This is a genomic window from Halomonas cerina (assembly GCF_014192215.1).
Classification (GTDB): Bacteria; Pseudomonadota; Gammaproteobacteria; order Pseudomonadales; family Halomonadaceae; genus Halomonas; species Halomonas cerina.
The window spans coordinates 1-4,008 of the sequence record NZ_JACHXP010000041.1 but is presented as its reverse complement, the minus strand read 5'-3'; the positions used below and the strand labels follow the sequence as shown (position 1 = coordinate 4,008).

General features: G+C 63.9%; 3 protein-coding genes. All 3 read left to right on the top strand.

The features are described 5' to 3' along the window. Positions 1 to 123: 123 nt before the first annotated feature. The 3 genes from benC (at position 124) to FHR94_RS19250 (ending at position 3,271) form a co-directional block, all read left to right on the top strand. The gene (benC, locus tag FHR94_RS19260) at positions 124 to 1,167 is read left to right on the top strand and encodes a benzoate 1,2-dioxygenase electron transfer component BenC (protein WP_183328360.1); all 1,044 of its coding nucleotides are present in this window, start codon (positions 124 to 126) and stop codon (positions 1,165 to 1,167) included. Continuing rightward, a complete protein-coding gene (gene benD / locus FHR94_RS19255; RefSeq protein WP_183328358.1) occupies positions 1,164 to 1,949 on the top strand; it encodes a benzoate diol dehydrogenase BenD in 786 nt (261 codons plus the stop codon). The genes benC and benD overlap by 4 nt, the downstream gene beginning before the upstream one ends. Before the next feature lie 77 nt (positions 1,950 to 2,026). Next, a complete protein-coding gene (locus tag FHR94_RS19250) occupies positions 2,027 to 3,271 on the top strand; it encodes a benzoate/H(+) symporter BenE family transporter (protein WP_343064692.1) in 1,245 nt (414 codons plus the stop codon). Positions 3,272 to 4,008: the final 737 nt, after the last annotated feature.

Genomic DNA, 4,008 nt, shown 5'->3' with positions numbered 1-4,008 from the left:
CGGCGAGACACCGCGGATCACGAAGAAAGTCGTGCAACTCAACAACGACTATATCCATCAGGTCATCGACGTTTATCACATCTGACCGGGTCACGCTGACCCGGTGCGGGAGGAGATTCGACCATGAGCTACACCATTGCCCTCAACTTCGAGGACGGCGTCACCCGCTTCATCGGCTGCAAGGAAGGGGAGACGGTCCTCGATGCCGCCTACCGGCAGAAGGTCAACCTGCCGATGGACTGTTCTGACGGTGTCTGCGGCACCTGCAAGGGACACTGTGAACAGGGCGAATTCGACATGGGCGACGAGTACCTGGAGGAGGCACTCTCCGACGAGGAGGCCGCCGAGGGCCAGGTACTGACCTGCCAGATGGTGCCGTCCTCCGACTGCGTCATCCAGATCCCGGTGGCCTCCACCCTGTGCAAGACCGCGGTGGGCAGGCTCGAGGGCTCCGTGGCCGTGGTCGAGCAACTCTCCGAGGACAGCATCGAGCTGGGCGTGGACCTGGAAGACGAGGCCGCGCTGGTCTTCCTGCCGGGGCAGTATATTCACATCGACGTGCCCGGCACCGAGGAGCACCGCTCCTACTCCTTCAGTTCGAAGCCGGGGGATCGGCGGGCGACCTTTTTGATCCGCAACATCCCCAACGGGGTGATGAGCGGCTATCTGACCGAGCGCGCCAAGGTCGGCGACCGGCTGGCCCTGACCGGGCCGATGGGCAGCTTCTACCTGCGCGAGATCACCCGTCCGGTGCTGATGCTGGCCGGTGGCACCGGTCTCGCGCCCTTCCTTTCCATGCTCGAACTGCTGGTCCAGAAACGGGCGGAAGGGGAGTCCAATGAGCAGCCGATGCACCTGATCTACGGCGTCAACAAGGACGACCACCTGGTCAAGGTCGATGCCCTGGAGCATTTCGCCGCGGAGCTGCCGAACTTCGCCTACTCCACCGTGGTGGTGGACGAGGCAAGCGAACATCCGCGCAAGGGTTACGTGACGCACCACATGGACGCCGAGGTGCTGCACGACGGGGATGTCGACGTCTACCTGTGCGGGCCACCCCCCATGGTCGACGCCGTGCTCAAGCACTTCGACAACGAGGGCATCGTGCCGCAGAGCTTCCATTACGAGAAGTTCACGCCGAACCAGGCCCCCAAGGAGGCCTCATGAGCACCCAGCGTTTCACCGACAAGGTCATGGTGATCACCGGCGCGGCCCAAGGCATTGGCCAGCGGGTTGCCGAGCGCGCCGCCCGCGAAGGCGCGCGCCTGGCGCTGGTGGACCGGGCCGACGTCGTGCAGGAGGTGGTCGAGGAGCTCAAGGCGCAGGGCGTGGAGGCGATCGCCCTGCAGGCCGACCTGGAGACCTGGGAAGGAGCCGAGGACGTGATGGCCCGGACCGTCGAGCACTTCGGGCGCATCGATATCCTGATCAACAACGTGGGCGGGGCGATAAACTTCAAGCCGTTCACCGAGTTCAGCGAGACCGAGATCTCGGCCGAGATCACCCGTTCGCTGATGCCGACCCTGTGGTGTTGCCGTGCGGCGCTGCCCACCATGGTGGCGCAGGGCCGTGGCGTCATCGTCAACGTCTCCTCGGCGGCGACCCGCGGGATCCACCGGATTCCCTACTCGGCGGCCAAGGGGGGCGTCAATGCCATGACGGCGTCGCTGGCCTTCGAATATGCCGAGCATGGCATTCGCGTGGTGGCCACGGCGCCCGGCGGTACCGAGGCGCCGCCGCGGCGCATCTCGCGAGGAACCCCGGAGCCCCGCAACGAAACGGAGCAGGCCTGGTTCCAGGCGCATATCGATCAGACCAAGCAAAGCTGCCTGATGGGCCGCTACGGCACCCTGGACGAGATGGCCGCGCCGATCCTGTTCATGGCGTCCGACGAGGCCAGTTACATCACCGGCAGCGTGCTGCCGGTGGCCGGTGGTGATCAGGGCTAGCCGCCTCCCGAGCCCCCACCGGGGGCTCGGGCCCACCTCCTCCTGATGCCAACGACAATAAACCCCTGGAGCATATCGTGAAGCATATCGAAAAGGGCGTCGGTTTGATGTCCGCGCCCCGCGCCTTCATCAGAGATCTCAGCGTCGACAATGTCAGTGCCGGCCTGGTGGCCGGGATCTTCGGCCTCAGCGCCGGGGTCATCCACATCAGTGCCGGCACGGCCGCGGGTCTCGACCCCACCTTCATCATGATCTGGGTGATCAGCTACTTCGTGATCAACGGTATCTTCGGCCTGCTGGTGCCTGCCTACTATCGGCTGCCCCTGCCGATGGCCAATTCCATTCCGGGCGCGTTGCTCTTCGCGGCGGTGATTCCCCAAGTGGGGCTGGGACCCGCCTTGGGGGCGACGCTGATCGCTGGGGCGATCTCGCTGGTCGCTGGCCTGGCCGGGATGATGAGTATGGTCATGCGGCTGATTCCGATGCCCATCGTCATGGGCATGGTCGCCGGTATTCTGCTCAAGTTCGGCATCAACATGGTCGCGCCGCTGGAGAGTGCCATCCTGCCGGCGGCCATCATGATCCTGACCTTCTTCGTCTCGGCACGCCTGCTCAGGCGAGTGCCACCGCTCATCGTGTCCATGGCGGCCGGTATCCTCTACCTGACGGCCACCGGTGTCGACCTCTCCGGCATCGAGTTCTCGGTCACCTTCCCGCAGTTCGTCATGCCCGAGTTTACCATGGGGGCCTTCCTGGCCTACGGGCTGCCCCTGGCGCTCATCCTGGTCGGCATGGAGACCCCCGCCGGCGTGGGACTGGTCAAGGGCATGGGCTACAAGGAGGTGCCCGCCAACGGCATCACCGCGGTGAATGGCTTCGCTACCATGATCTCGGCGTTCTTCAACCTCCACAGCACCTGCATCGCCGCGCCGATGACCGGTATCTGCTCCTCGCCGGAAGCCGGTCACAAGGACCGGCGCTGGGTGGCGGCGGTGGTCGCCGGGGCGATCTTCGTGGTCTGCGGCCCCTTCTACGGCTACTTCTTCGACCTGATCGAGACCATGCCGGGCTACTTCATCGCCATCATCGCCGGTCTGGCGCTGATGCGGGTCCTGACCTCGGCCCTGTCGATGGCCTTCGCGGGCAAGAAGCACACCATGGGGGGACTGTTCTCCTTCCTCATCGCCACCTCCGGCCTTCAGATCCTGGGCATTGGTTCTTCCTTCTGGGCCCTGGTGCTGGGTGTGCTGATCTCGCTGATCTTCGAGACCAAGGACTTCGAGTTCATCCGCAAGATCGGCGAGGAACAGGCCTCTCACTGATCCCAGGCCGCCGTCCGGCGGCCAGACACCATGATCCTCCTTGGCCCGCGACTGCTACGCAGCGTGGGCCTTTTTTATGGTGCGCCAGGCCGATTATGGGATCACGAGGCATCCTGAAGGGGCTCGGGGCATGGCAGGGCTCATCACGGCTCACAATGGGCTCCATGTCCCCTTATTCTTTTGTCGCAAGCCTGGGGCGGGGTGGGGTTGAAGTTTCGTGGGTCCTATGCGTAGGAAGCCCTCTGGTCGGCCTCGAAGCGCCTTCCTGGCGGGCATGTAGGCCCTTCCCGGGGCAGTGAGGCGCCGGCCCGGCGCCTGTGGTCGGCCTCCTTCCACGCGTGGTGCGAGGGCGGCGTTCGTCATGCGCTCAAGATCTTTTTGTTAAATTATTGATTTTAAATAAAAAATAGATTTTCTCAGGGTGATGGTTCGAGAACGGTCGGTCATCGGTTGTCAATACTTTATAGGTATGACGGTTTACCTAAACGATATTGGTGGCAGGCCCGCGCGCTGGCCAAAATCCAATCACGACAATAAGAAGCGCCGCCGCCCGGTCCCCCTGGGATCGAGTGTTCGGCAGACTCCGTAACCCGTGGCCTTGCCCCTGACGCGAACGCAGGGCACAACGACAACGACGAGAGCATGACCATGACCGTGAAGATCTTCGACACTCCCGAAGTGCAGGACTTCCTGAACACCGTCGCCGGCTTCGACCAGGCCGGCGGCAACGAGCGCGC

Excerpts from the sequence above, each read along its gene's own strand:
- benC (WP_183328360.1), top strand. The coding sequence starts at position 124 with ATGAGCTACACCATTGCCCTCAACTTCGAGGACGGCGTCACCCGCTTC.
- benD (WP_183328358.1), top strand. The coding sequence starts at position 1,164 with ATGAGCACCCAGCGTTTCACCGACAAGGTCATGGTGATCACCGGCGCG.